Genomic DNA, 26,328 nt, shown 5'->3' with positions numbered 1-26,328 from the left:
GGTAGGAGCGCGCTTGCGCGCGACGGGGCTTTCTCGGTAAGGCCTCATCGCGCGCAAGCGCGCTCCTACGAAAACAGAGTCCCGGTCTTCCATGCGATGCCCTTGCGGCTAGGCGAAGGTGCTGTTGGAGGGTGGATGGCGGGCAGCCGCTGGGGTGTGAGCGGGTGCCTGTGCTCGCGAGGATGCCTCTGCGTTGCAGTACATCGGTAGGAGCGCGCTTGCGCGCGACGGGGCTTTCTCGGTAAGGCCTCATNGTGCCTGTGCTCGCGAGGATGCCTCTGCGTTGCAGTACATCGGTAGGAGCGCGCTTGCGCGCGACGGGGCTTTCTCGGTAAGGCCTCATCGCGCGCAAGCGCGCTCCTACGATGCTGCGAACGGGCGGGTCTTTATCAAGCTGCCGCGCGGCAACAGGCTTAGTCAGCCAACTCCGCGGCCTCGACGCTGTGCTCGCCACGCGTCGGTGCCAGCGCGGCGTGCACCAATGCGGCGGCAATGCGCTCGGCCGGGTTGATGCGGAAGCGGCGCGGCAACAGCGGGCCGAGCGCGCCCAGCACGAGGCTGCCGATGTGCTCGCCGGTACGCCGCTGCTCGCGCTCCCCGCCGATCAGCCCCGGGCGCACGAAGGTGAGCGAGGGGAAGCCGACGGCGCGCAGGTCGCGTTCCAGCTCGCCCTTGACGCGGTTGTAGAAGATGCGCGAGTGCGCATCGGCACCGGCGGCCGAATTCAGCACGAATACCGAGGTGCCCTGCGCGCAGGCGGCGCGTGCCAGCGCCATCGGGTAATCGTGGTCGATGCGATAGAACGCCTCGCGCGAGCCGGCCTGCTTCATCGTGCTGCCCAGGGCGCAGATGGCCGCTTCCATGCGCGGTGCGGTCCAGTGGTCCAGGTGTTCGAAATCGATCACCTGGTTGCGCAGCTTGGGGTGGATCTGCGACAACGGCCGGCGCGTGATCGCCACTACGCCGGTGCAGCGCGCGTCGGCCAGCAGTTGGTGCAGGACATGCCTGCCGACCAGCCCGGTGGCCCCTGCCAGCAACACATCCATCAGATCCCCCCCGCCATCAGCGCGCGCCCTCGGAGACGATGCGCGCGCTGCTGGCGATGCGATCGCGCTCCACTGCGAGCAAGGTCAGCGAATGCGCCGGGGCCTTCCATTCGCTGCCGCCGGCCACCACGCGGCCGCCATGGCGCGCGGTGTCGACCAGCACGCGCCAGTGCTCGTCGTGCATCGCCGGCAGCGTGAACGACACGCTGGTGGAGGCGGCGTTGATCAGCATCAGCAAGGTCACGTTGGCGGCGATCTCGCGCAGGCCGGTGGTCGGCGAGCGGCCATCCAGCCGCAGCATCAGCGCGCGCGCTTCCGGGTCGTGCCAGGCGGCTTCGTCCATCTCGTGGCCGTCCGGCGCCAGCCAGGTGAGATCCTTCAAACCCAGCGCTTCATCGAACTTGCCGTCGAAGAAGCGGGCGCGATGCAGCAACGGATAACGCTGGCGGATGCGGATCAACCGCCGCACGAACGCAGCCTGGTCGGCGGCCGCGGCCTTGGTGGCGGCGGTCCAGTCGATCCAGGTCAGCTCGTTGTCCTGGCAATACGCATTGTTGTTGCCGTTCTGGCTATGGCCGAACTCATCGCCGGCCAGCAGCATCGGGGTGCCTTGCGACAGCAGCAGCGTGGCCAGCAGGTTGCGCATCTGCTGGCGGCGCAGCTGCTTGATCGCCGGGTCGTTGGTGTCACCCTCGACACCGTAATTGGCCGAAATATTGTGGTCGCTGCCGTCCCTGCCCTCTTCGCCGTTGGCAAAGTTGTGCTTGCCTTCGTAGCTGACCAGATCGCGCAGGGTGAAGCCATCGTGCGCGGTGACGAAATTGACCGATGCAGTGGGGCGACGGCCACTGTGGTTGAACAGGTCCGCCGATCCGGTCAGGCGCGTGGCCAGTTCGGCCAACTGGCCGCCGTCGCCACGCCAGAACGCGCGCACGTTGTCGCGGAACTTGTCGTTCCACTCCACCCAACCCGGCGGGAAATTGCCCACCTGGTAACCGCCCGGACCGATATCCCAGGGCTCGGCGATCAGCTTGGTCTGGCTCAGCACCGGATCCTGGCGCACCGCATCGAGAAAGCTGCCGGATGGATCGAAGCCGTAACGCTCGCGCCCGAGGATGGTGGCCAGGTCGAAACGGAACCCATCGACATGCATTTCCTGCACCCAGTACCGCAGCGAGTCCATCACCATGCGCAGCGCGCCGACATTGGTCAGGTCGAAGGTGTTGCCGGTGCCGGTGTCGTTGATGTAGAAGCGGCGGTCGTCGGCCAGGCGGTAGTAGCTGGCGTTGTCGATGCCCTTGAACGACAGCGTCGGCCCCAGTTCGTTGCCTTCGGCGGTGTGGTTGTAGACCACGTCCAACAGCACTTCCAGCCCGGCGTGATGCAGCCGCGCCACCATCTGCTTGAACTCGGCCACGGTGCGCGTGGACATGTAGCGCGCCTGCGGGGCAAAGAAGCCCAGGGTGTTGTAGCCCCAGTAATTGCGCAGGCCTTTTTCCAGCAGGTATTGATCGTCGACGAAGGCGTGGACGGGGAGCAGTTCCACCGCGGTGACGCCGAGTGAGCTGATGTGGTCGATCAGCTCGTCGGTCTTCAGGGCCGAGAAGGTGCCGCGGTTTTCCGGCGGCACCGCCGGGTGCAGCATGCTCAGCCCGCGCACGTGCGCCTCGTAGATCACCGTGCGGTTCCACGGCGTCTGCGGCGGGCGGTCCTGGCCCCAGGTGAAGGCCGGGTCGATCACCGCGGACTTGGGCATGAACGCGGCGCTGTCGCGGCGATCGAAGCTCAGATCCTTGTCGCGGTGGCCGATGGTGTAGCCGAACAGGTGCGGCGCCCATTTGAGCTCGCCGACGATCTGCTTGGCATACGGGTCCAGCAGCAGCTTGTTGTGGTTGAAGCGATGCCCGGCATCGGGTGCATAGGGTCCATGCACGCGGTAGCCGTACAGCTGGCCGGGGCGTGCGTCGGGCAGATAGCCGTGCCAGACCTCGTCGGTGTACTCGGGCAGCGCCAGGCGCTCCTGCTCGCGGCCACGCTCGTCGAACAGGCACAGTTCCACCCGGGTGGCATTGCGCGAGTACAGCGCGAAGTTGACCCCCAGGCCATCCCAGGTGGCGCCGAGCGGGTTGGGACGGCCTTCGCGAATGCGCGAGCGCTGGGTGAACTTGCGGGTGGCCATCGGTAACTCCTGGGAACGGTGAACTCAAAACGCTGAACGGATGCGCGGGCCTGCGTGCCTGGGCACGGTCACCCTGACACGGCGCAGGCCGCAGAGTGAACCATGCAGGATGACAGAGGATGCGTTACTGGCGTGCACTCGCCGGCGGACCGGCCTGCTCGGCGGCGCGTTCCTCGGCATCCACCAGGCGCTCGGCCATGGCCCAGTGCCGATCTGCGTGGCCGTCCGGGCGGCCTTCGGCCTCCCAGATCTCCTGTGCCAACTGGCGAAGCCGCGTCTGCCGTTCCGTGTCGTTCATTGCGTACGTTCTCTTAGGGGGTCAGCAACACTGCCACTGGCGCACGTGCAAACAGCGTGGATATCGCCACGCGGCCGCCTTGCGGCTGCAGCGTGCTGCCATCGAGCACATTACGGTACGTGGCCTGCGGCAATGCCAACGCGGCCTGACCCCAGCTGGCCGGCGGCACCAGCAGCGGCAGATCGCCATCGCCCGCGTTGCCGGCACCCAGCCGGGTCACTGCCACCACCAGCGACTGGCCGCGGTACTGGCGGCGGAACGCCAGCACCTGCGCATCGCCGCCGCCGGTCACGGTCAGCGGCTGATAGTCGCCGTTGGCAAACAGCGCCGGGTGTTCGGCGCGCAACTGCAGCAGCAGTGCGGTCAGACGTGCCTTGACCGCACCGTCGCGCCAGCTGCGCAGCAGCGTGTTCCAGTCGCGCGCCTGCGCCAGCCATTGCTGGCGCTGCGCGTAGTCGACCGGGCGGCGGTTGTCCGGGTCCACCAGCGACAGGTCCCAGCCCTCGGTGCCCTGGTACAGGTCGGGTACGCCCGGCACGGTCAGGCGCAAGGTGGTCTGCACCAGCGCGTTGCGCGCACCGGCCGCGGCAATGTGGTTGCTGGCGCGCAGCAGCGCCCGCCGCAGCGGCAGCCCGGCGCGGCTGCACAGCACCTGCTCCACGGTGGCCTGCACGGCCTGTTCGTAGTCCGGCGAGCCGTCGGTCCAGCTGGTGTGCAGCTTGGCCTCGCGCACGGCCTTGAGCAGCCACTGCGCAATGCGCTCGGCGTACTCGGCCAGCGGCTCGGCCTGGTCGGCGCCCAGGCCGATCGGCCAGGCAGCCACCAGGGTCTGCCAGAGCATCTGCTGGTCGCCGCCGGCCAGCGCCGGTGCGTCCAGCGTCTCGGCCAAGGCATCGAACCGGCTGCTCTGCTCGGTCCACCAGCGCGGTTGCTCGGACAGCACCGCCAGCCGCATGCGCAGGTCTTCGCCGCGCTTGTGGTCGTGCGTGGCGGTGGCCAGCAACGCACGCGGGAAGTGCTTGGCGCGCTCGAGATTCTGCGCGTGGAAGTCGGCGGGGTCGTTGGCGAAGTGGGTCGGATGGCTGCCGACCTCGTTGCGCGACAGCAGCACGCCGTGCCGGTAGAACGCGGTGTCTTCCACCGACTTGGCATTGAGCGGTGCGGACAGCTGCTCCACGCGACGACGCAGGATGCGCCGCAGGGCGACCTGCGCGCGGTCGGCGCCGGCGTCGTCGAGCAGCCAGCGTTCGATCGCATCGACGGCCGCAACGATGGACTCCGGCATGCCCTCGCGGGCACGCGCGGCGGTGGCGCGCAGGCGCTCGGCTTCGCTGCCGGTCACGCCCTTGGCACCGGCGTAGGTGCGGTATACCGGGAACCAGCGCAGCAACACGCACAGGCCGCGCGCCAGCATCTGCGGGCTGAACTCGCGCGTGGGCGGGTCCAGTCGCGCCAATGCCGACAACGCACCGACGGCGCGATTGAATTCGGTCTGCAGCGGGCCACGCAGGATCTCGTCGCGGGCGGTACGTTCTTCCTGTGCGAAGTCGCCACTGCGCCCGCTCACCTTCTGCCAGGCACGCGCCAGCGGCTTGAAGCCGGCCGCGTCATGCAGCACGCCGCCGACCTGGTCCATGAAGTCGTAGCCGGTGGTGCCATCGCAGGGCCAGTCGGCCGGCAGGGCTTCGCCGGGCGCCAGGATCTTTTCCAGATACAGGCCCAGGGTGCCCGGCTTGAGGCCACGGGTGCGGCCGGCCGCATCCAGCCGGCTGCGCAGCTTGCGCACGTAGCCGGTGGGATCGGTCAGCCCGTCCACATGGTCGATGCGCAAGCCATCCAGGTGGCCCTCGGCCACCAGCCGCAGCGGCAGCGCGTGCACCGCGTCGAACACCGCCGGCAGCTCCACCCGCAATGCCACCAGCGAGGTGATGTCGAAGAAGCGACGATAGTTGAGCATGTCGTTGCCCACGCGCCACCAGTTCAGGCGGTACGGCTGGCGCTCGATCAGCTTGTGCAGGCGGCCATCGCCGCGCTTGGCGCCGTCGTTGTAGTCGCGCAGCCATTGCGCACGCGCGGCCTTTTCCGGCACCTCCAGCGTCTGCGGACGGATCGGGTAGCGCTGGTCGTAATGCGCCAGCGCCGCGCTGCCGTCGTCCTCGACCACCAGGGTGATCAGGCCTTCGGCCAGTGCGGTGGCATACGGGCGGTCCAGCACCGCCAGCCACAACTTGCCGTCGCGCCCCGGGGCGCGCCAGTCGATGTCGAACCAGTCGGCATGCTTGGCGCTGCGGCCGTTGCGCAGCACGTCCCACCACCACGCGTTGTCCGCATGCGTGGCCATGTGGTTGGGCACGATGTCGGCGATCAGCCCCATGCCGTGTTCGCGCGCGGCCTGCGACAGGGCGATGAGCGCGTCTTCGCCGCCGAGCTCGGGATTGACCACGGTCGGGTCGATATTGTCGTAGCCGTGCGTGGAGCCGGGCACCGCGGTGCCGATCGGCGACAGGTACAGATGGCTGATGCCCAGCCCGGCGTAGTAAGGCACCTGCGCGAGCGCATCGTGCAGGGTAAAGCCGACGTGCAGCTGCAGGCGGGCGGTGGCGCGAAGCTCGATCATGGATGCGGTTCCGAAACGGCCGCGACGCGACGCGCCTCGGCAAAGCCCTGCAGCGCCGTACTCAGGCGCGCATGCGGCAAGGGATCGGGCAGGCGTCGACGCCAGTTGGGATGGACCTCGACGGTACCCGGCAGATTGGGTTGTTCTTGCAGCGCCAGCGCATCTTCCACCGGCAGCAGGGCCAGTGGCGACACGCTGGTGGCGGTGAAGCGAAGCGCGCCCAGCAGCGGGTCGTCCGCAGCGCTGAGTCCGCTGTGTTCGACCGCCGCGTCCAGGCGTGCCACGTCCTGGATGCGGGCCGCGGCATCGTCCTTGGCCTGCGCGGGCTGGATCAGTTCCAGCCTGCGCCGCCAGTCGATATCACGGCCTTCGCGCCAGCCGGTCAGCGTCGGCAGATCGTGCGTGGTGGTGGTGGCCAATGCGTCCGGCCGCCACAACGCCGGCGCGACAAACGCACCGTTGTCGTCGCGGGTGAACATCAACACATCGATGCCCATCACCCCGCGCCGCGACAGTTCCTCGCGGATGCCCGGCGGCACCACGCCGAGGTCTTCGCCGATCACGATCGCCCGGTGCCGCCACGATTCCAGCGCGAGCAGATTGAGCAGGTCGTGCAGCGGATAGGCCAGATACGCGCCCTCGTTGGAGCTGGCCCCTTCCGGCACCACCCACAGCCGCAACAAGCCCAGGATATGGTCGATGCGGATGCCGCCGCGGTCGCGCAGCACCGCGCGCAGCAGCGCGATATACGGCGCATAGCCGCTACGCCGCAACGCGGTGGGCGAGTACGCACCGATGCCCCAATGCTGACCGTCGGCGTTGAAGGCGTCCGGCGGCGCACCCAGCACCAGGCCATGCAGCACGGTGTCTGCAGCCGCTGCGGCTTCGGCGCCATTGGGATCGAAGCCGACCGCCAGATCGGCGATCAGCCCGATCTTCATGCCGCGCTCGTGCGCCTCGCGCTGCGCGTCGGACCAGCTGCGCGCCGCCAGCCATTGCGTGAACACGTGCAGCTGCGGGTCACCATCGCCGAAATCCTGCGCGGCAAACCGCGCAAAGCCTTCCAGCGCCGCGCCGCCCGCGCTGCGGAAGGCCACCAGATCGGGATGGTCGGCGGGCACGCGGGTGTACAGATGACGCAGCAGCTGCCACTTGGCCTGCGCGGAGGCCGGCCAGTCGATCAGGGCGCTGTGGTGCAGCGTATCGAAGCGCTCGCGCAGGCCGGGCACCGCGTTGATGGCCTCCAGCGCGCGCTCGCCCAGCACGCGTACCGGCGCGGCATGCAGGGGATCCAGGAAGCGCCGGTCGCTGGGCGAATACGGGCTGTAGCCGCCGGTGACCGGGCGCGCGGCATGCACCGGACTCAGCGCCAGGGCATCGGCACCGGCCAGTGCGGCATGCCGCACCCAGTCCACCGTGCCCGAGGCATCGCCGATGCCGGCATCGTCGATGCTGCGCGCCGAATACACCTGCAGCGCCATGCCCCAGGCACGCGGTGCCGGCAGGCCACAGGCATCGGCCACGCTGAAACAGCGGTGCGGGGCAACCGCGACCTGCTGGGCCAGGTTGCCGATCTGCAGCGTCCAGTAACCGAAACGCTGCGGCGCACGCACCTGGCCCTGCGCGTCCGCCTGGGCCGGCTCGCTGGCGCCGTCCTCGTCCACCCAGCGGCCACTGGAGTTGGCGGCCACCGACACCGGCAACAGCTCGGCCACCTGCACGGTCAGCAGCGGCGCCGGCTCGGTGGCCTGCGCCTTGCAGCGGCGCAGGCTGTCTTCGCGTTGCGCAGCAGTGGCGGCGGGCAGTTCCAGCGCGGCGAGCACCGCATGCAACGATGGCTCGGACACCTGCCGCGGCTGGTCGCTGGCATCCACCCAGTCCACCATCACCCCGGCCGCGCCGGCCAGCGCATGCAGGTCGCTCCTGCTCAGGTCGCGGGTACTCATGCGCGCGCCTCGTGCCAGGCGATGAAGCCATCGACCGGCAGCTGCTGCGCGTCGGCAGCGACGTTTTCGGCATGCGCCACGCGTCCGCGCAGCGGCGGCATCGGCACCGCTGCGGCGCCGACGTTGAAGGCGACATGCCACAGCCCGTCGGGCAATTCCCAGCTGGCGGTCACTGCACCGTCGGCCAGCACCTTGGCGCCCACCGCGCGCGCCTGTGCCAGCCCCGGCACCAGCCACTGGCGGCGCACGCCCAGCAGCGCGGTGAACCAGGCTGTCCACTGTGCGCCTTCGCCGTGCGCGGCGTCCTCGATCGGCGCGCGCGAGGCGGCAAAGGTGTCGTGGCTGTTCGGATCGGGAATGGTGGCGCGCTGCGCTTCGTCGGCAAAGGCGGCGAAGTGCGCAAACTCACGGCGCCGCCCCTCGCGCACCGCGTCGTCCAGCGGCGGGCCGAAGTCGGTGAAGAACAGGAACGGCTGTTCGGCGCCCCACGGCTCGCCCATGAAGAACAGCGGAATCATCGGCGTCAGCGTCGTCAGCGCCAGCGCAGCGCGCAGGCGTTGCGGCGAGACCAGCACGCTCAGCCGCTCGCCGCGCGCCCGGTTGCCGATCTGGTCGTGGTTCTGCGCAAAGACCACGAACTTGTGCGGCGGCAGCGCCCCGCTCGGCTCGCCGCGCACATGCCCGCGCGGATCGGGCTCGCCCTGGTAGGCAAAGCCTTCGCCGAGCACGCGCGCCAGGTGCTCGGTAGGCTTGTCGGCGAAGGCGGCGTAATAGCCTTCGGCTTCGCCGGTCAGCAGTACATGCAGGGCGTTGTGGAAATCGTCGTCCCATTGCGCGGTGTAGCCGCGCTGCAGCTGCGAGGCCTGGTTGGCCTCGTTTTCCAGCACCAGGTGCACATGGCGGCCGGCCGGCAGGCTGGCCTGCACCGTCTCGCGCAGGGTATCCAGGAAGGCGTTCGGCGTGATCGCATGCACCGCGTCCAGGCGCAGGCCATCAAAGCCGTATTCGTGCAGCCACATCAGCGCATTGTCGAGAAAGTAACGCTGCACCTGCGGCTTGCGGAAATCGATCGCCGCGCCCCAGGGCGTGGGCTTGTCCTCGTTGAAGAACGGGGCGGCATAGCTGTGCAGGTAATTGCCGTCCGGGCCGAAGTGGTTGTAGACCACATCCAGCAACACCATCAGGCCGTGTCCGTGCGCGGCGTCGATCAACGCCTTCAACTGGTCCGGCGTGCCATAGGCTTCCACCGGCGCGTACGGCAGCACGCCGTCGTAGCCCCAGTTATGCGCACCCGGGAATGCGCTCAGCGGCATCAGCTCGATCGCGGTGATGCCCATTGCTGCCAGCTGCGGCAATTGCGCCTGCACGCCGGCATAGCCGCCGCAGGTGCCGACATGCAGTTCGTAGATCACCGCCTCGTCCCACGGCCGTCCCTGCCACTGGGTGTTCTGCCAGGCGTAGCCGTCGCCGGGCTGCACGGCGCTGGGGCCATGCACGCCCTCGGGCTGCCAGCGCGAGGCCGGATCCGGTACCGGTTCGCCGCCGTCGACGCTGTAGCGATAGCGCGCATCCGCCGCGCAGGCGACCACCGCGCTGAAGAAGCCATCCTGCGCGGCCTGCAACGCGACGCGCGCGCCGTCGTCGAAGACCACCTCCACGTTGCTGGCGTCCGGTGCCCAGAGCGCGAAGCGCACCCGTCCCTCACCCGCTGGCCATGCGCCCCATGCCGGCGTGGTGTCATTGCGCTGGTTCATTGCTATTTCTCCGCTTGCAGATAGATCGTGGCCAGCGGCGGCAGGGTCAGGCGCAGGCGTTGTGCGTGCCCGTGCATGCCCATCGGCTCGGTCGCAAGGCGACCGCCGTTGCCGAGGTTGCTGCCGCCGTAATGGGCGCTGTCGGTATTGAGGATTTCGCGCCAGCCGCCGGCACGCGGCACGCCGACGCAATACGCGTGGTGCGGTTGCGGAGTGAGGTTGCTCACCGCCAGCAAGGGGGCGCCGCCCTCGGGATCGTGGCGGATGAACGCCAGCACGCTGTTGCGCGCGTCGTCGGCCACGCTCCAGTCGAACCCGTCGGCACGATGCGTGCCGCGGTACAGCGCCGGCATTCGTCGCAGCGCGGCGTTGAGATCGCCGACCAGTCGCTGCACGCCGCGATGCGGGGCGCTGTCGAGCAGGTGCCAGTCCAGCGAGCGGTCATGGTTCCAGTCGTTCCATTGGCCGAACTCGGCGCCCATGAACAACAGCTTGTCGCCCGGATGTGCCCACATCAGCGCCAGATAGGCACGCAGGTTGGCAAAGCGCCGCCAGTCATCGCCCGGCATCTGCCCGAGCAGGCCACCGGTGCCGTGCACCACTTCGTCGTGCGAGATCGGCAGCACGAAACGCTCGGAGAACGCGTACACCAGGCCGAAGGTGAGCTGGCTATGGTGCTGCGCGCGCTCGGCCGGGTCCCGCTGCATGTAGCTCAGCGTGTCGTGCATCCAGCCCATGTTCCATTTATGGCTGAAGCCCAGGCCGCCCTCGTCGATCGGCGCAGTCACGCCGGGCCAGGCGGTGGACTCTTCGGCAATGCTCAGCACGCCGGGAAACCGCGTGGCGATCTCGCTGTTGAGCTGGCGCAGGAAGGCGACGGCTTCCAGATTCTCGCGGCCGCCATGCGCATTGGGTACCCACTCGCCTTCGGCACGGCCATAGTCGCGATACAGCATCGAGGCCACCGCATCCACGCGCAGGCCGTCGAGGTGGTAGTGGTCGATCCACTCCAGCGCGCTGCCCAGCAGGTAGGCGGTCACTTCGGGCCGACCGTAGTTGTAGATCAGCGTGTTCCAGTCGCGGTGCAGGCCCTCGCGCGGGTCGGCATGCTCGTACACCGCCGCGCCGTCGAACTGCACCAGGCCGTGCGCATCCCCGGGAAAGTGCGCGCTGACCCAGTCCAGGATCACGCCGATGCCGGCGCGATGGCAGGCGTCGACGAACTGGGCAAAGCCATCCGGGCTGCCGTGGCGCGCCGTCGGCGCATACAGCCCCAGTGGCTGGTAGCCCCAGGAGCCGCCGAACGGATGTTCGGTGATCGGCAGCAACTCGATATGGGTGAAGCCGAGATGTTGCACATAGGGAATCAGTTGTGCGGCCAGCCCCGGCCAGTCCAGCGGCTGGTCGTGCCCGTCGCGCCGCCAGGACGCGGCGTGCACTTCATAGATCGACAGCGGCGCCGGCGCGGCACTGGCATCGCGCGCAGCCATCCAGGCGGCGTCGGTCCAGTCGAATGGCGCCGCGCCCGGCACCACCGAGGCGGTGGCCGGCGGCAATTCGCTCTGGCGCGCCACCGGGTCGGCCTTGAGCAAGACGCGGCCATCGGCAGCGGTAATGGCGTACTTGTAGCGCGTGCCGGCTTCCACGCGCGGCAGGAACAGCTCCCAGAAGCCGCCGATGCGCTGGCGCATCGGGTGCCGGCGCGCGTCCCAGCCGTTGAAATCGCCGATCACCGCCACGCGCTGCGCATGCGGTGCCCATACCGCAAAGCGCACCCCCGGCACATCGTTGCAGTGCAGGTGCCGGGCACCCAGGGCGCGCCGCAGTGCCTGGCCGTCGCCGGCAGCGATCTGCAGCAGGGTCGATTCGTCCAGCGTGGCGGCAAAGGCGTAGGGGTCTTCGATCTCCTGCACCGCTTCGGGCCACACGATGCGCAGCCGATACGGGCCTTCGATCGCCAGCATGCCCTCGAACACGCCATCGACCGGGCCGGCCTGCATGCGCGTCAGCAACTTGCCGCGCGGATCGATCAGGCCCATGGCCTCGGCACCGGGCGCGAGCACGCGCACCAGCCGGCGGCCGTCTGGCTGGGCATGCGGGCCCAGCACCGCGAATGCATCGGCAGGCAGGCCGTCGGCCAGCGCCTGTACGCTCCGCTCCAGATCCGACATCCCGTCCATGGTCACCGCCGTTGCTTCCGTCTCCTGCCCCTGCACGCCCAACCGTTCGCTCATGACACCGTCGCAAGCGCAGGCGCGGTTGCGGCGGTGTGCTCATACAGCGAGAGGTACTTCTTGCCTGCCACGTCCCAGCCACTGGGACGCAGCATCGCCGCCCGGCGCATCGCCGACAGCAGGCTGGGCAGGCGGAAGGTGCGGAATGCGCGCTCCAGGCAACGGCGCAGGGCCTCGACGCTGGCGTGCTGGAACAGGAAGCCGGTGACACCGTCATCCACCGTGTCGATCAGGCCGCCGGTAGCGTGCGCGATCGGCAGGCAGCCAAAGCGCTGAGCGTACATCTGGCTCAGGCCGCACGGCTCGAAGCGCGAGGGCATCAGCAGGAAGTCGGCGCCGGCAAACATGCGCCGCGCCAGGCCTTCCTCGAAGCCGATGAAGGCACCGACCTGGCCGGGATAGCGCCGGGTCAGCTCGGCGACCTGCTGCTCGATCTCCGGCTCGCCGCCGCCGATCACCGCGATTTGGCCACCGGCGGCCACGATCTGCGGGGCGACCTCGCAGATCAGGTCCAGGCCCTTCTGGTGCACCAGCCGCGACACCACCGCAAACAGCGGGCCGCTGCTCTCGCGCAGCCCGAAGGCCTTGCGCACCTGCGCGGCGTTGGCCTGACGGCCCTGCCACTGGTTCACGCTGAAATGCGTATCCAGGTATTCGTCGGTGCGCGGATCCCAGCTGGCGTCGATGCCATTGACGATGCCGGTCAGCGCGCCCTTGGCGGCGCGACCGGCCAGCAGGCGGTCCAGGCCGCAGCCCTGCGCCGGGCCGGTGATCTGCTGGGCATAGCTGACGCTGACCGTGTTGACGTGGTCGGCATGCACGATGCCGCCACGCAGGAACGACATCTGCCCGTAGAACTCCAGCTCGGCCACGCGCTCGGCGGGGATGCCCAGCGCGGCGGCCATCGAATACGGCACCAGGCCCTGGTAGGCCAGGTTATGGATGGTCAGCAGGCACGGCGTGGTGCCGCCGGACCAGCGCACATAGGCGGCCGCCAGCGCACACGGCCAGTCGTTGAGGTGCAGCAGGCGCGGCTTCCAGCCCAGCCCGGCATGGCCGGCGGCGATCTGCGCGGCGGCATGCGACAAGGTGGCAAAGCGGATCGCATTGTCTTCGAACTCCGACCCGCTGGTGCTCACGTAGGGCGAGCCGTCGCGTTCGAACAATTCCTTGGACAGCAGGATGTAGATCGGCAGGCCGTCCGACTGCACGATGCGGCCGATGTCGCAGGCCGGCAATGCCGCGTGCGCCAGCACCCGGCCGACGATCTCCACCTTGCCCGCACGCGCCAGCACGGCGCGGTAGCCGGGGATCAGCACGCGGACGTCGTAGCGATGGCGCAGCGCGCGTGGCAGCGCCGCCGCCACATCGCCCAGACCGCCCGCCTTGATGAAGTCGGCCATCTCCGACACCACGAACAGGGCACCGCGGGTATCGGTCGGCGACACCGGCAGACGTTCGTGATGGCGAATGAAGCGCCCGCGTGCATCACGCGGTCGCCCGCTCTTGCCAAGAGTGGGGAGCATCGTGCTGCGCTCGAAGCGTGCAGTAGTAGCGGGAAGCGGCATCATGGCAACCATCTAAACGTCCGTCGTAAAGTGGGTGGAGACGGAAAACGGCGAAGCGACAACCATCATCTGCCGAGTCGGCCAGACGACCTGCTACGAATGAGGAGCGGGGCAACGCGCGTACTCCACGTTGTCCTTGGGACGAATCTACACCCCGTGCAAATAAAATATGCGTGAATACGTGCTGACTTTTCTGCGACATCGACATTCCCTTGCGCATGGTCGCGGCTGCGTTCCGGCATAAGCGCCGCATGACCGTGCGATGACATCCCTGCGGTGGTGCGCGGTTGTTGAAACGCACCCAAAGCGGGCGGTCGCGGGGGAGTCACCATGGCCCCAGCTGACTTGTTCAGCCACGCACACAGGTTGCCGGTTGCCCACGGCCCGGGAGCGAGCAGGCGTGCTGGTACTGCGCAGATCCGTCCAGGCCACTTAAGCGCGCCGCCTGCGCGCCGATAACCAGCGATGGCACCAAGACTTTCCGAGACCCCGGCGCATGGCAGACCAGCCTGAACTTCCAAGCCGCCCACGTGGTGGGCTGCGCCGCCTGTTGCCCTGGGGCGGCGCGGACAGCGCACGCCCGGCGGCCGCCCTGCCCAGCGTGATCGGCGGCGGCCATGGCGGGCATGGCCTGGCCGCGCACCAGCTGGTGCCGGCCAAGAACAAGTCCGGCACGCACGACCCGGCGGCCGCCACCGCCCTGCTGATGCGCCTGTTCTCGCATGCCGCGCATCCGGAGGCCCTGCTGCTGGCGTTTGCCGAGGGCATCAGCAGCCTGCATGGCGAACTCGGCGACATGGGCGTGCGCCTGAGCGCGGCGTATGCGGCCGGCGACTGGCCCGGCTACGGCCGCGCCTTGCGGCAGTTGATCGACAAGTACATCCGCACCATCGATACCGGCGACTCGCTGGCCGAAGGCCGCACCGAAGCCGAGCAACTGCGCGACCTGCTGCGCCACGCACTGGGCAATGCCTTGGCCACGCTGTTGCAACGCAGCCCGGAGCTGGCCGAGGAAGCACAGACCCTGGCATCGGCGCTGCGCCATTGGCGCCCCGGCCATGAACTGATCACCCTGGAACAACGCTTGCGCGAGCTGAGTCATCAGATCGGCCTGCGCGCCGAAGATGCCAGCGAGCAGCAGAACCTGTTGCTCGGCCTGTTCGACCTGTTGCTGGAGAACGTGGGCGAACTGCTCGACGATCGCAGCTGGTTGCAGGGGCAGATCTCGGTGGTGCGGCAGCTGATCTCCGGGCCGCTGGATGTCGGCTCGATCGAACAGGCACGCGGCACCCTGCGCGAGGTCATCTACAAGCAGGGCCTGCTCAAGCAAGGCATTGCCGACTCCAAGACCGCGATGCGCGAGATGATGGTGTCCTTCGTCGACCGGCTCGACGGCATGGCCACCAGCACCGGCGAGTACCACGATCGCGTTGCCGGCTATTCGCAGGCGATCGGCGACGCTCGCAGCATTCCCGACCTCAATCGCCTGCTGCAGGATGTGCTGCAGGACACTGCCGGGGTGCAGGCGCAGGCACTGGCCGCGCGCGACGAGTTGCTGGCCGCACGTCGCCAGGTCGAAGACTCAGAGCAGCGCATCGCCCTGCTGGAGCAGGAACTCAAGGACGTGGCCGGCCTGGTGCGCGAAGACCAGCTGACCGGCGCACTGAACCGCCGCGGCTTCGAAGAGCTGTTCCAGCGCGAGGCCGCCCGTACCCAGCGCGGCGGCCAACCCTTGTGCGTGGCGATGCTGGATCTGGACGACTTCCGCCGCCTCAACGAGACCCACGGCCATGCCGGCGGCGACGCCGCGCTGCGCCATACCGTGGACGTGGCCAAGTCGGTGCTGCGCACCACCGATGCCATCGCCCGCTTCGGCGGCGAGGAGTTCGTGCTGCTGTTGCCGGACTCCACCATCTTCGAAGCCAGCGCAGCGGTGATCCGCCTGCAGCGCGCACTGGCGCAACGCTCGCTGCTGCACGACGACGTACGCCTGTTCGTCAGCTTCAGCGGCGGCGTGGCGCTGCGCCATCTCGACGAAACCCAGGACGATGTCATCCGCCGGGCCGACCGCGCCATGTACGAGGCCAAGTCGGCCGGCAAGAATCGCGTGGTCAGCGCCGATTAGCGGCACGTGCCGACTGGTGCGTCCCCGCACCGGATCCAACGCCTACGTGGGACAAGCAGCGTCGGCGCCCCCCCTCGGCTCATTGGCCGGGCAGGCCTCTTGCCAATCGCTTCAAGGGCTCTGCCAACGCAGCGTGAGATAGTCCACCACCTGTTGCGTCTGGGCCGCAGCGAGAAATCCGTGGCGAAACAACATGCAGCCGCCAACCTCGGGCAGCGATGCATTCAGGTCCAGCTGGCGGGCGATCTCGGGCACACCGCCGTCCACTGTCCAATCCGGCTCCAGTGCGTTGGCAGTGCCGACCTTGTACAACGCCATGCCGATATAGAGTTGCACGCGCCGGCCGCGCACGGTGTCCGCCCACCAGCGTGCGATGGTGTGGTAGCGCACTGTCTGGCGTGCCAGCGGCCAGTAAATCTGCGGCACGATGTAGTCCACGAGTTCTTCGCGAACCCACCGGCGGGTGTCGGCGTAACTGGTATCGAATGCGGGCGCACCGGCCTGTGTGTCCGAACCCAAGGGATCATCCTGACGATTGCGCCACACCCCGGCCGGGCTGACCCCGAATGCCACCCCTGGCCTGATCGCCCGAATGGTCCTGCCCACCGCTCGCATCAATCGATAGGTGTTGTCGCGGCGCCAGTCCCCTTTGTCGGCAAATCCGGCCCCGTGGTCGGCATAGCTCTGTGCGTCGTCGAGGGGAGACTGCGCCGATTCGGTGTAGAAGTAGTCATCGAATTGCACCCCATCCACGTGGTAGAAGGCCACCAGTTCCGCGACCACACCACAGATCCAGCGGCGCACGGCCGGAATGCCGGGATCGAGCACCAGCCGATTGGCCGCCACGCCCACCCAGTCGGGGTGGCGCAGATACACGCTCTGGGGCGAATCGCTAGACGCAGTGGCAAATGCATCGAGCGTGGCCTGGTCCAGGCCGGTCGAAACACGATAGGGATTGAGCCAGGCATGCACCTGGATGCCCCGCGCATGTGCATGCCGCAGCAGGAATGCCAGCGGGTCGAAACCCGGGTCCTTGCCTAGAACGCCGGTCATGACCGGCGACCATGGCAGGATGCGCGAGCGGTACAGCGCATCGGCACAGGGCTTGACCTGGAAGACCAAGGTATTGAGATGCAGCGCCTGGGCCTGATCGACGATTGCCAGCAATTCCCGCTGCTGTACCTCGATGCGTTCGGCAGGGTCGACGATTCGTGCGGACGCGGCGCTTGGCCAGTCGAGATTGAACACGCTGGTGATCCAGGTCGCGCGCATCTGAACGCTCGCGGGCGTGGCTGCGCTGGCTGGAACGCCCACGATGGCCGCGGCCATTGCTGCCGAACCCAAGCCGAGAAAGCGCCGCCGACCGATCACGGGGAGCCGACGGCCGGGGCCGCATCCGGATCCTCTGCAGGCATTCCCTGGGGCACTTGATCCGTCTGCTGCACGGCAGGCCGCGCCGCACGCGTGGTGTCTTGTTCTTCAGCCGTCTTCTTCACGCATCCCTCCTGCATCGCGCCGCTGCAGTCGTGGCCCGGTCTCTCCGCCAGGCCCGGCTGCCTTCATGCAGCACATTCCGGCACACCCCACGAGGCACACACTAGCAATGGCGACCGCCGGAACGCGCGCGCAACATCGGAATCGCACACCTCGCTTCGTCAGGCATGCAGCCGCCGTGACGCAATGCCCGAAACGGCGGCGCCATCGCGCAGATGGGCGCTCGCAACCGCCCGACAGTCAGTGGCGGATCGCTGGCAGCCACCGTCATCGCCATTGCGCTCGACCGACGCCAGCTGACGATGCCACCGGTGCCGAGCCCCTCCCAGCCCGGCGGACGTGACGCAGCATCAATGCGCCGGCTTCTTCCCGCGCAGCTTCTGGAACAGCATCACCGCGCCCAGCACGATCGCACCGGCCAGCACGCCGACCAGCATGTTGCCCAGCGCATCGACCAGCCAGCCCAGGCCACCGGCCGACTTGGCCAGGTCCTGCACGATGTGGTGCAGCGCCGGGATGTTGTGCACCAGGATGCCGCCGCCGACCAGGAACATCGCCAGCGTGCCCGCCACCGACAGGAACTTCATCAGCCACGGCGCGGCCACCAGGATGCCGCGACCGAACGCCGCCAGCGCCGCGCCCTTGTTGGTCAGGTACAGGCCCAGGTCGTCCAGCTTGACGATGGCTGCGACCAGGCCATACACGCCGATGGTCATCGCCAGCGCGATCGCCACCAGCACCGCCACCTGCTGACCGAACGAGACCCCGGCCACCACGCCCAGCGACAGCACGATGATCTCCGCCGACAGGATGAAGTCGGTGCGGATCGCGCCCTTGACCTTGTCCTTTTCCAGCGCCACCACGTCCACGCTCTCGTCGGCCAGCGCGCGGGTGCGTTCGGCATGCCGCTGCGCTTCGTCTTCCTCGTCGTGCAGGAACTTGTGCGCCAGCTTCTCCACGCCCTCGAAGCACAGGTAGGCACCGCCGATCATCATCAGCGGCATCACCAGCGGCACGTTGTAGCCGCGCCCGCGCAGCCAGGCCTCCAGCGCGCTGATCGCCAGCGCCGCCGGCACCAGGATCACCTTGTTGACCAGCGAGCCCTTGGCCACGGCCCACACCACCGGCAGCTCGCGGTCGGCGGTGACGCCGGTGACCTGTTGCGCGTTGAGCGCCAGATCGTCGCCAAGCACGCCGGCGGTCTTCTTGGCCGCGACCTTGGTCAGGATGGAAACGTCGTCCAGCAGTGTGGCGATGTCGTCGAGCAGGGTGAACAGGCTGGCACCGGCCATGCGGGGGTCCTTCGTGGGTGGCGGTGGATTCTCGCCGATCCTGCGCCCGTGTGGGGTGATGGCAGAGCGTTGCAGGCTGTTGGCGACCGTTGACGCGCGATGCCGACGCTCTCCGACCAGGCAACCCGGCCGTGCCCGCCGGCCCCCGGGACGCCGGACCGCTGCGCGGTGGCGGCGCGGCTGGATTCACCACCTGACGACCCACCGCTGGCCACACTCGTTCTCTTGCATGACCGCCGGAGATGGCCTTGAGTCCGAACGACCCGTATCGCACACCGGCCCAGGCCGCGATCCCGGCCGACACCGCGGTGGTGGGTGGCATGAGCCGTCGCACGCAGATCCTGCGCCTGTTGCTGCGGTATCGCGGGTCGGGCGTGTTCGCCGGCATGAACCTGGATCCGGCCGCGATCAACGAATACGAAGTGCCTGCCGAAGGCACGCCCGACCAGTTCGTCTCCGACCTGGAAGCGCTCGGCCCCACCTTCGTCAAGCTCGGCCAGATGCTGTCCACGCGCCCGGACATCGTGCCGCCGGAGTTCGCCACCGCGCTGGAGCGCATGCAGGAGAACACCAGCTCGGTGCCGGTGGAGCGTATCCGCCAGATCATCGAGGAAGAACTCGGCGTGTCGGTCAACAAGGCGTTCTCGTTCTTCGACCCGGTGCCGCTGGGCTGCGCCTCGCTGGCGCAGGTGCACCGCGCGGCCCTGCGCGACGGCACCCCGGTGGCGATCAAGGTGCAAAAACCCGAAGTCGCCGCCCAGGTCCGTTCGGACCTGGACGTGCTCAAGAGCTTTGCCACCGCCGCCGACCGCCTGACCGGCATCGGCCGGCGCGTGCGCTTTGCCGACTGGCTGGGCGAGTTCGGCAAGACCTTGCGCGCCGAGCTCAATTACGAAGACGAGGCCGAGACGCTGGCGCGCTTCGGCAAGCATCTCAAGCCCTTTCCGCTGTTGTGGATTCCGCAACCGGTGTGGGACCTGAGCAGCCGCAAGGTGCTGACCATGCAGCTGGCCGAAGGCGTGCGGGTGGACAAGATCTCCGGCCTGCGCCGCACCGAGCAGCCGATGGACACGCTGGCCGCAGAGCTGGTCAAGGGCTACCTGGACCAGATGTTCGTGCATGGCGAGATCCATGCCGACCCGCATCCGGGCAACCTGCGCGTGCTGCAGGACGGGCGCCTGGCGATCTTCGACCTGGGCATGGTCGCGCACGTGCCGCCGCGCCTGCGCGAGCGCTTGCTCAAGCTGCTGTTCGCCGCCGTCGACGGGCGTGGCGAGGAAGTCGCCGAAGAGACCATCGCGCTCAGCACGCGCCTGGAGGATTACGACGAGGACCGCTACCAGCGCGAAACCGGGCAGATGATCGCCCGGTATGCCGCCCACGACACCACCTCCGAGGGCCGCGTGGTGCTGGATCTGGTGCGCATCGCCACCTCCAATGGCTTGCGCACGCCGCCGGAGCTGAGCCTGCTCGGCAAGACCTTGTTGAACCTGGAAGGCGTGTGCCGCGCGCTGTCGCCGCACCTGGACACGCGCCGCATCGTCGAGCGCCATCTGCAGCATGTGATGCGCGCGCGGCTGAAGAAGTCGCTGTCGGCCGCCAACCTGGCCAGCGAGGCGATGGAACTGCAGCACCTGGTGCGCGAAGGACCGCGCCGCATGTCCGAGATCCTGTCGCTGGCGGCGGAAAACCGCCTGCAGATGCGCGTCACCGGGCTGGAAGAATCGCATCTGATGGAAAGCCTGCAGAAGATCGCCAACCGCGTGGCGGCCGGCATCGTGACTGCGGCATTGATCATGGCCTCGGCGCAGATGATGCGCATCGAGACCGGCTTGAAGCTGTGGGGCTATCCGGCGATTGCGATGGTGCTGTTCCTGCTCGGCGTGGTGCTCGGCCTGGGCATCGTACTCAGCGCCCTGCTGTTCGACCGTCGCGTGCGTGCGCGCGAAGAACGCGGGCATCGATAGCGCCACGCCCCACGTAGGAGCGCACCCGGGCGCGACCTGGCTTCACGCCGCGCCGCTTGCCGAGATCACCGCGTCCAACTGTCAACGTGGAACAGGCGGTGCAGCGTTGTTGAGACCTCGCCTACATGCCAGAAGCGCGCCAAACGCGCAATGCAGCTATCGCCGATCTCTGGCGAACGCCACCGCGCCTCGATAATCGGCAGCGCGCGCAACCCGCCACGCTGCGCCGATGGCTTAACGCCAACAAACATTTCAGTCAGCTTCGGCGCGGCATAGTCCGTCATCCGGGCGTCACATTGCAGGTGGCGCACAGGACATGGCGAGCAAGGCGTCCGGTACGCGCTCGCACCATTCCCCCACGGACGCTGCCGCATGCATTGGATGTTGTTGTTTTCGCTGTTGCTCCTGCTTTGGCTCTTGGTCGCCTCGCCGCGCCTGGCGTGGCTGAAGGCCGCACTGTTGTCGCTGCTGCTGCTGGTGCTCAGTGCCTGGGGCCTGGTGGACAGGCTCAGCGGCGACGGCATCAACGCCGCCACGCTGTATCACCTGCGCGCGGACATGGACGGTGCCGGCGTCAGCGATTTTTCCGCCTATATCGCCGTGTTTATCGGCATGGTGTTGCTGTCGCTCAGCCCGCTGGTGTTGCTGAAGGTGCGGCGTTTCCGTCGCCCGCGCGGAGGCAACGCGGTGTTCGGCGCCTTCGTGATGATGTTGCTGGTCAGCATCGCGGTCAGCCCCTTGTACCGCGACGGCAAGCGCCTGTACTACCAGTTGCGCCCGGTCGATTACGCCACCGTGGTACCGGAATACCTGGTGCCGCAGCAGCCCTTGCAGAAGCGCAAGAACATCGTGTGGATCTACGGCGAGAGCCTGGAACGCACCTATTTCGATGAAGCGGTGTTTCCCGGCCTGATGCCGAACCTGCGCGCGCTGGCCAGCGAAGCAGTGGACGTGCGCAACCTCACCTCCACCGAAGGCAGCGGCTGGACCATCGCCGGCATGGTCGCCTCGATGTGCGGCGTGCCGCTGACCACCGCGCCAGGCGATGAAAACAGCATGGATCGCATGGGCCTGTTCCTGCCCGAAGCACGCTGCCTGGGCGACTATCTCAAGGATCAGGGCTACCGCAATCACTATGTCGGTGGCGCCGATGCCAGCTTTGCCGGCAAGGGCAGTTTTCTGTCCAGCCATGGGTTCGATGTGGTGCACGACGTCAGCTACTTCCGCGCCAAGGGCGTGGCGCCCAAGCACTTTTCCGCCTGGGGCGTGCACGACGATGTGCTGCTGGACGATGCCTGGGACAGCTTCCAGGCACTGTCGCGCGCCGGCCAGCCGTTCATGCTCACCACGCTGACCATGGACACCCACCACCCTGCCGGCCATCTGCCGCTGGCGTGCAAGGGCCAGCACTACGACAGCGCGCTGGGCGACATCGGCCTGCTGCATGCGATCAAGTGCAGCGACCGGCTGATCGGCGAGCTGGTCACCCGCATTCGCAACAGCCGCTACGGCAGGAACACCCTCATCGTGATCGCCTCCGACCACCTGGCGATGCCCAACGATCTCAGCGACGTGCTGGCCAAGCAGAAGCGCGAAAACCTGCTGCTGTTCCTCGGCAAGGACATCGCTCCGCAGCAAGTGGTCACGCGCGCGGGCAGCACGCTGGATTCGGGTGCAACGCTGTTGCAGCTGCTGGAACCGGGCATGCGCACGCTGGGCTTCGGCCGCTCGCTGCTGGCCAGCGATGCGCCTCCCAGCGCCAGCGTGGCGGCCAGCCGTGACAGCGGCAAGGACTACCCGCGCTATCTCGCCTACGCGCGCACGCTGTGGACCGGGCGCAGCACCCGCATGCTGCGTATCAACGGCAATGGCGATGTGGTGGTGGGCGTGCAACAGGTGCGACCGCCGGTGCTGCTGGAATACGACGACGACACCAATCTCAAAACCGTCTATCTGGAAAACACCTCGCGCCAGTTCGATCGCACCCACACCGAGGGCACGCTGGCGTATGTGGATCGCTGCACGGCGTTCGAGGATGGCTCGGCCGATGGCGATTGGTGCGCATTGGTGGTCGACCGCCACCAGAGCATGAAGCTGTATCGCGATCCGGACCTGACCCGCGGCATCGCCGTGGACGCGCCGCTGGAAGCCAGCCAGCAAGGCCCGCGCCCTCGCGTGCGCCAACCGATCATGCTCACCCAGACTGCGCGCAAGACCGAGGCCGGTCGTTACATGCTGGAGCTGTACGCCAAGCGCCGGCCGACGCGGGCGTTCTGGGTGGAAGCCGTCTCGTCGGAGCGCAAGGTGGTGCTTGCCCAGCAATGGGTGGTGCCCGATGCGGCCGGTCGCATCCGCATGCCGGTGGGCCTGGAACATGCGGTGGACGATCTGGAGATCCGTGCCTGGCTGGACTACACCGAAGATGTCAGCGTGGACGATCTGGCCCTGGTGAAACAGACCCAGGTCGCGGATCGCTCCTGAGCCTGGCCATCGTCCTGGTCCTGGACTGGGCGATGTGGATGAGGCCAACGCAAAGCCAAGGCCGAAGCCGAAGCATGCGATGTGCGGCCTGGCTGCAGGGCCCTTGCCCGCCCACCATCGCGGGACGCGCCGCAAGTACGTCCCTGTAGGCTCCGGCGCGGCCTCCATGCCGCTCAGGGTCCCGCGACGGTGNGCCCTTGCCCGCCCACCATCGCGGGACGCGCCGCAAGTACGTCCCTGTAGGCTCCGGCGCGGCCTCCATGCCGCTCAGGGTCCCGCGACGGTGGGCGGGCAAGGACCCGTCGAGAGGGTCGGTGTGCATGGAAGAGCAGTGCCGGATCCGGATGCACCTTGTTCGATCGTGAAGCATCGGCTCCAGGTCAGATGCACACCGCACGGCAGACAGCTTTTCAGATGAGGGCCGACCAACTGTCTGGTGCGGTGTCCTCGCCGGTTGCGGGACCGTGCGGCGGCATGGATGCCGCCACCGGATCCCCAGGGACGGGTTCCCGGCGTGTCCCGCAAGCGGTGGGGGTACCGCGCCCTCGACCCTGCGGGTTTTAGCTGCACCACCGGCGTAAGGCACGCCGCGCATCGTGCACGCGCCGGCTCAGTCTTCCGATGCCGGCGTGCCGTCGCCCGGCTCGCGCGCCACCGCGGCACCTGCACGGCTGAAGCGGATTTCCTGCGGCGACTGCAGTGCAATCCCTGCCGTCTCCATGCGCTGCAGCAGCGCGAAGAACAGCTCGCTGCGCACCCCGTACGAGTCGCGCGGGCTGCGCACATAGGCGAACGAATTGAAGTTGACGTGGCCGCCGGCCAGCGAATCGATGAACACCGAGGGTGCCGGATCGGCCAGCACCTTGGTGTGCTCGGCGAACAGGTCCAGCAGCATGTTGCGCACCTTTGCCACGTCGGTTTCCAGTGGCACCGAGAATTGCAGCTGCACCCGGCCCATCGGGTTGGACAGCGTCATGTTGCGCACGCTCTTGGTGATCAATTCCGAGTTGGGCACGATCAGGGTGGAGCGGTCGCCGACCTGGATCTCGGTCGCACGCACGCTGATCTTGCGCACGTCGCCCTCCTGGTCGCCGATGCGCACCCAATCGCCGATCTTCACCGGCCGCTCGGCCAGCAGGATCAACCCCGACACGAAGTTCTGCGTGATCGCCTGCAGGCCGAAACCGATGCCCACCGACAATGCGCTCAGCACCAGCGCAAGCCGCTTCAGATCCAGGCCCAGTGCGGTCAGGCCCCACACCACCACGATCAGCCAGCCCAGGTAGCGCGCCACCGTGCTGATGGAGTTGCGCGCACCGTCATCGAGCTCGGTCTTGGGCAGATAGGTATTGAGCAACCACTGCTGCACCAGGTGCACCAGCCCCATGCCGAGCAGGAACACGCACAGCGCCCTGAACACGTCGCCAGGGGTGATCACCAGCTCCTTGCCGATGGTGATGCCGTGGGCGATGTTCTCCGCCCAATCGGTGATCACGCTGATGTTGGCGCCATACGGCGTCAGCAGCACCGCGATACCCAGCAGCACCAGCAACACCCGTGTCGCGGCCGAGATCAGCAGCCCCAGCTGCACCAGGCGTCCGCTGCCGATGCTGAGCGCATGCGACAACGCCCGGCTGAAACGGCCGTCCGGCTTGAACAGCCAGGTCATCAGATCGTCGGTAAACACCACCAGCAGGCCGAGCAGGCTGCACACCAGGGTGATCCAGATGATCTGCCGCTCCACGAACAAGGCTAGATTGAGATAGCCGAACAGGGCCGCGACCAGCGCGAAGATCACCGCCAGATGACCCAGCAGGCGAATCAGCACGATGAAGCCGCCACCGCGCGAGACCACCGGCGGCGGCGCATCGCTGTCCGGATCGGCCACGCCGGCATTTGCCGCATGCGCGCGCAGGGACAGGCTCAGCCCGGCCAGCGCCGACAGGATCAACCCCGCATACAGCAATGCCGCCACCGCATCGGTGGCGGTGGTCAACGCCGGGCTGCTGCCGGCCACCTCGTTGATCTTGGTCGCCATGCCGCTGAACCAGATCACTGCCGCAGTGGCCAGGCAGTGCACGCGCAGGCGGTCGACGGTGGCATCGTCCAGCGGGAACAGGCGCCAGCTGGGCTGGTGTTTCATCAACAGGCTGGCGCTGAGCGAACCGACGAAGGCAGCCACCAGGCTGATGGCGACAAACCCGGTCAGCAGCTGGTCCAGGTCGTCGGGCGGCTCGCCGAGCGCGCGGATGCCTTCGACCAGCACGAACGCCCCGATTCCCAGGCTCAGCGTGCCGACCAGCAGAAACCACAAGGCCAGCCCCGAGCGGCGCAGGCGTCCGCCGGGCGCACGCGAGGCCGCGTAGCGACGCCCCAGGTGGCGCAGGAAGAGACGCAGCGGCAGTGCCAGCAGCAACGCGACCACGGCAGCGGTGATCAGCCCGCCCACACCGCTGGCGGCAACGCCTGCCTGCACCAGCTGCAGCGTCTTGGCGGACAAGGCCTGCAGGCGGGCACGATCGTCGGGCCACTGCTGCCCGATCTGATGCCACAACGTTGGCGACAACGGCGAGGCCACCCGTGTGGAGAGCTTCACGCTGAAGCGTTGCACGCGCTCGCGTTCGAGCCGGTCGGCCAGGTCCTTGGCGTTGGAGACCAGCAGCGTGGCCCGGATGAACTCGGCGTTGAGCTGATCGCGCTGCTTGGCCAGCAACCTGCGTTGGTTGCCCAGCTCGGTCGGTTCGTTTTGCGCCGCGACACCAAGCCCCTCCAAGCGCCCGTTGAGCTCCTTGAGCGGTTGCTCCAGCGTGCGTACCAGATCCTGCGCCTGCCGCTGCGCGCCGGCGACGTTGTCGGTCAGCTTGCCCAGTTGGTCGGTATCGGCCTTCTGCATGCCGTCGTCGGCCTGGGTCAGCACCTTCTGCATGCCGTCGAGCTGCGTCCGCGCGGTCTCCAGCAACGTGTCGTCGTCCTGCGCCACGGCAGCACCCACGCACACCATCCACAACGCGACCAGCAGCAGGACGCGCTGCAACACGCCGCGACGGACACCCAGGGCAACTCGGAATTCGGACACAGGCAAAGATCGGACAGGCGCACACCAGCGCGGTGCCGGCATCTTAATCCACTGCCCGCAGCCGGGCAGTTCGCTGCTGCCGTGCGGGTTCAGCCTGGCAGAGCTCGCCAGGAGCGCTGGGTGCTGCACGATTGGAGGTTTTTTGGCGATCGCCGTGACCGCGCCTGCCACCGCAGCGGACGCGCCGGCCGGCCATCCCGACCTGCGCATGAACGCGGTGCAGCTTGTCACCTTGCGGCAACGGTGGGCTG

General features: G+C 68.1%; 15 protein-coding genes. 3 read left to right on the top strand and 12 right to left on the bottom strand.

Translation table 11 applies throughout. From position 1 onward, the window contains the following. Positions 1 to 413: 413 nt before the first annotated feature. The 8 genes from C0541_RS00655 to glgA all read right to left on the bottom strand — a co-directional run bounded on the left by C0541_RS00655 (position 414) and on the right by glgA (position 13,654). A complete protein-coding gene (locus tag C0541_RS00655; protein WP_115045259.1) occupies positions 414 to 1,046 on the bottom strand; it encodes an NAD(P)H-binding protein in 633 nt (210 codons plus the stop codon). Positions 1,047 to 1,062: 16 nt separating this feature from the next. Then, positions 1,063 to 3,225 carry a glycogen debranching protein GlgX gene (gene glgX, locus C0541_RS00650; protein WP_115045258.1) on the bottom strand — a complete coding sequence of 721 codons (2,163 nt, stop codon included), beginning with the start codon at positions 3,223 to 3,225 and terminating at the stop codon, positions 1,063 to 1,065. A gap of 124 nt (positions 3,226 to 3,349) precedes the next feature. After that, positions 3,350 to 3,523, bottom strand: a complete 174-nt coding sequence (locus C0541_RS00645; protein WP_115045257.1) for a DUF2934 domain-containing protein — start codon at positions 3,521 to 3,523, stop codon at positions 3,350 to 3,352. A 13-nt stretch (positions 3,524 to 3,536) separates the two neighbouring features. Continuing rightward, complete coding sequence (treY, locus tag C0541_RS00640) at positions 3,537 to 6,140, bottom strand: malto-oligosyltrehalose synthase (RefSeq protein ID WP_115045256.1); 2,604 nt, start codon at positions 6,138 to 6,140, stop codon at positions 3,537 to 3,539. After that, positions 6,137 to 8,086, bottom strand: coding sequence for a 4-alpha-glucanotransferase (malQ, locus tag C0541_RS00635; protein WP_161959811.1), 1,950 nt, complete (start codon positions 8,084 to 8,086; stop codon positions 6,137 to 6,139). The genes treY and malQ overlap by 4 nt, the downstream gene beginning before the upstream one ends. After that, on the bottom strand, positions 8,083 to 9,840 hold the full coding sequence (gene treZ, locus C0541_RS00630) for a malto-oligosyltrehalose trehalohydrolase (protein ID WP_115045255.1): 1,758 nt from the start codon (positions 9,838 to 9,840) through the stop codon (positions 8,083 to 8,085). The genes malQ and treZ overlap by 4 nt, the downstream gene beginning before the upstream one ends. A 2-nt stretch (positions 9,841 to 9,842) precedes the next feature. After that, positions 9,843 to 12,074 (bottom strand): 1,4-alpha-glucan branching enzyme, encoded by a 2,232-nt coding sequence (locus C0541_RS00625; RefSeq protein ID WP_115045254.1) that lies wholly within the window; start codon positions 12,072 to 12,074, stop codon positions 9,843 to 9,845. Beyond that, the gene (gene glgA, locus C0541_RS00620) at positions 12,071 to 13,654 is read right to left on the bottom strand and encodes a glycogen synthase GlgA (RefSeq protein WP_161959810.1); all 1,584 of its coding nucleotides are present in this window, start codon (positions 13,652 to 13,654) and stop codon (positions 12,071 to 12,073) included. Before glgA ends, C0541_RS00625 begins: the two co-directional genes overlap by 4 nt. A gap of 484 nt (positions 13,655 to 14,138) precedes the next feature. Between glgA and C0541_RS00615 the strand changes: the two genes are divergently transcribed. Further along, a complete protein-coding gene (locus tag C0541_RS00615) occupies positions 14,139 to 15,767 on the top strand; it encodes a GGDEF domain-containing protein (RefSeq protein ID WP_115045253.1) in 1,629 nt (542 codons plus the stop codon). Between the two features lie 111 nt (positions 15,768 to 15,878). Here the strand turns inward: C0541_RS00615 and C0541_RS00610 are convergent, their stop codons facing one another. After that, entirely contained in the window at positions 15,879 to 17,138 is a 1,260-nt protein-coding gene (locus tag C0541_RS00610; RefSeq protein WP_115045252.1) for a glycoside hydrolase family 10 protein, read from the bottom strand. Positions 17,139 to 17,611: 473 nt separating this feature from the next. Beyond that, complete coding sequence (locus C0541_RS00605; protein ID WP_115045251.1) at positions 17,612 to 18,553, bottom strand: DUF808 domain-containing protein; 942 nt, start codon at positions 18,551 to 18,553, stop codon at positions 17,612 to 17,614. Positions 18,554 to 18,795: 242 nt separating this feature from the next. Between C0541_RS00605 and C0541_RS00600 the strand changes: the two genes are divergently transcribed. Further along, positions 18,796 to 20,520, top strand: coding sequence for an ABC1 kinase family protein (locus C0541_RS00600; protein WP_115045250.1), 1,725 nt, complete (start codon positions 18,796 to 18,798; stop codon positions 20,518 to 20,520). Positions 20,521 to 20,585: 65 nt separating this feature from the next. On the opposite strand, the gene C0541_RS20970 is transcribed toward C0541_RS00600, so the two are convergent. Then, positions 20,586 to 20,804, bottom strand: coding sequence for a hypothetical protein (locus C0541_RS20970; RefSeq protein WP_193725853.1), 219 nt, complete (start codon positions 20,802 to 20,804; stop codon positions 20,586 to 20,588). An 88-nt stretch (positions 20,805 to 20,892) separates the two neighbouring features. Between C0541_RS20970 and C0541_RS00590 the strand changes: the two genes are divergently transcribed. Next, on the top strand, positions 20,893 to 23,001 hold the full coding sequence (locus tag C0541_RS00590; RefSeq protein ID WP_115045248.1) for a phosphoglycerol transferase I: 2,109 nt from the start codon (positions 20,893 to 20,895) through the stop codon (positions 22,999 to 23,001). 610 nt (positions 23,002 to 23,611) lie between these two features. On the opposite strand, the gene C0541_RS00580 is transcribed toward C0541_RS00590, so the two are convergent. Beyond that, positions 23,612 to 26,035 (bottom strand): DUF3772 domain-containing protein, encoded by a 2,424-nt coding sequence (locus C0541_RS00580; protein ID WP_161959853.1) that lies wholly within the window; start codon positions 26,033 to 26,035, stop codon positions 23,612 to 23,614. Positions 26,036 to 26,328: the final 293 nt, after the last annotated feature.

Source organism: Xanthomonas arboricola, assembly GCF_003353015.1.
GTDB lineage: Bacteria > Pseudomonadota > Gammaproteobacteria > Xanthomonadales > Xanthomonadaceae > Xanthomonas > Xanthomonas arboricola_E.
The sequence above is the reverse complement of the archived record's forward strand: the minus strand, read 5'-3'. Positions and strand labels throughout refer to the sequence as shown.

What these genes read in the sequence shown, in the direction of transcription:
- C0541_RS00645 (WP_115045257.1), bottom strand. Translation starts at nt 3,523, where the DNA reads ATGAACGACACGGAACGGCAGACGCGGCTTCGCCAGTTGGCACAGGAG.
- C0541_RS20970 (WP_193725853.1), bottom strand. Translation starts at nt 20,804, where the DNA reads ATGACGGACTATGCCGCGCCGAAGCTGACTGAAATGTTTGTTGGCGTT.
- C0541_RS00600 (WP_115045250.1), top strand. Translation starts at nt 18,796, where the DNA reads ATGGCCTTGAGTCCGAACGACCCGTATCGCACACCGGCCCAGGCCGCG.
- C0541_RS00590 (WP_115045248.1), top strand. Translation starts at nt 20,893, where the DNA reads ATGCATTGGATGTTGTTGTTTTCGCTGTTGCTCCTGCTTTGGCTCTTG.
- treZ (WP_115045255.1), bottom strand. Translation starts at nt 9,840, where the DNA reads ATGAACCAGCGCAATGACACCACGCCGGCATGGGGCGCATGGCCAGCG.
- C0541_RS00615 (WP_115045253.1), top strand. Translation starts at nt 14,139, where the DNA reads ATGGCAGACCAGCCTGAACTTCCAAGCCGCCCACGTGGTGGGCTGCGC.
- C0541_RS00655 (WP_115045259.1), bottom strand. Translation starts at nt 1,046, where the DNA reads ATGGATGTGTTGCTGGCAGGGGCCACCGGGCTGGTCGGCAGGCATGTC.
- malQ (WP_161959811.1), bottom strand. Translation starts at nt 8,086, where the DNA reads ATGAGTACCCGCGACCTGAGCAGGAGCGACCTGCATGCGCTGGCCGGC.
- C0541_RS00625 (WP_115045254.1), bottom strand. Translation starts at nt 12,074, where the DNA reads ATGAGCGAACGGTTGGGCGTGCAGGGGCAGGAGACGGAAGCAACGGCG.
- glgX (WP_115045258.1), bottom strand. Translation starts at nt 3,225, where the DNA reads ATGGCCACCCGCAAGTTCACCCAGCGCTCGCGCATTCGCGAAGGCCGT.
- treY (WP_115045256.1), bottom strand. Translation starts at nt 6,140, where the DNA reads ATGATCGAGCTTCGCGCCACCGCCCGCCTGCAGCTGCACGTCGGCTTT.
- C0541_RS00605 (WP_115045251.1), bottom strand. Translation starts at nt 18,553, where the DNA reads ATGGCCGGTGCCAGCCTGTTCACCCTGCTCGACGACATCGCCACACTG.
- glgA (WP_161959810.1), bottom strand. Translation starts at nt 13,654, where the DNA reads ATGGTTGCCATGATGCCGCTTCCCGCTACTACTGCACGCTTCGAGCGC.